This is a genomic window from Mesobacillus maritimus, assembly GCF_019749255.1.
GTDB lineage: Bacteria > Bacillota > Bacilli > Bacillales > Cytobacillaceae > Mesobacillus_B > Mesobacillus_B maritimus_A.
Genome location: NZ_JACWFH010000011.1, coordinates 58,918 through 59,790, shown reverse-complemented (window position 1 = coordinate 59,790; position 873 = coordinate 58,918). Strand labels below are relative to the sequence as shown.

General features: G+C 48.2%; 6 tRNA genes and 1 rRNA gene. All 7 read left to right on the top strand.

The annotated features are described in order from the left end of the window. Positions 1–93: 93 nt before the first annotated feature. The 7 genes from rrf (at position 94) to H0185_RS10450 (ending at position 873) form a co-directional block, all read left to right on the top strand. Positions 94–209: ribosomal RNA gene (gene rrf, locus H0185_RS10480) — 5S ribosomal RNA — on the top strand. A 10-nt stretch (positions 210–219) separates the two neighbouring features. Continuing rightward, positions 220–295: transfer RNA gene (locus H0185_RS10475), tRNA-Val, on the top strand. A gap of 37 nt (positions 296–332) precedes the next feature. Next, positions 333–408, top strand: a tRNA-Thr gene (locus tag H0185_RS10470). 38 nt (positions 409–446) lie between these two features. Beyond that, positions 447–522, top strand: a tRNA-Lys gene (locus H0185_RS10465). Between the two features lie 66 nt (positions 523–588). Then, a tRNA-Leu gene (locus tag H0185_RS10460) sits at positions 589–673 on the top strand. 29 nt (positions 674–702) lie between these two features. Then, positions 703–777: transfer RNA gene (locus tag H0185_RS10455), tRNA-Gly, on the top strand. Positions 778–784: 7 nt separating this feature from the next. Beyond that, positions 785–873 (top strand) — tRNA-Leu (locus tag H0185_RS10450).

Below are 873 nucleotides of genomic sequence, written 5' to 3'. Positions count from 1 at the left end.
ATACAAGTATTACTTTTACTTCTTACACATTATCTAGTTTTGAGGGAACAAAGATTTTTGCGTAAGCAAAATATCTCCCCTTTCCTTCCCGCGTCTGGTGGCGATAGCGAGAAGGTCACACCCGTTCCCATGCCGAACACGGAAGTTAAGCTTCTCAGCGCCAATGGTAGTTGGGGGTTTCCCCCTGTGAGAGTAGGACGTTGCCAGGCTCAAAAATATGGAGGATTAGCTCAGCTGGGAGAGCATCTGCCTTACAAGCAGAGGGTCGGCGGTTCGATCCCGTCATCCTCCACCATAATTTTTTCGCGTAAGCGAAAATAATATTCCATTTTGCCGGCCTAGCTCAATTGGTAGAGCAACTGACTTGTAATCAGTAGGTTGGGGGTTCAAGTCCTCTGGCCGGCACCAGTTTCCAATTCTAGTAGAACTTATCTTACTAGTCTTAAGAGCCATTAGCTCAGTTGGTAGAGCATCTGACTTTTAATCAGAGGGTCGAAGGTTCGAGTCCTTCATGGCTCACCAAAGTTTTTTCACGCTAGTGAAAATAACTTTCCATCTTTTTCGCGCTAGCGAAATAATCATTAATATGCGGGTGTGGCGGAATTGGCAGACGCACTAGACTTAGGATCTAGCGCCGCGAGGCGTGGGGGTTCGACTCCCTTCACCCGCACCAAATTTTTTCTTGCTATAATTAAATTAATTGCGGAAGTAGTTCAGTGGTAGAATACAACCTTGCCAAGGTTGGGGTCGCGGGTTCGAATCCCGTCTTCCGCTCCATTGAAATGCCGGGGTGGCGGAACTGGCAGACGCACAGGACTTAAAATCCTGCGGTAGGTGACTACCGTACCGGTTCGATTCCGGTCCTCGGCACCA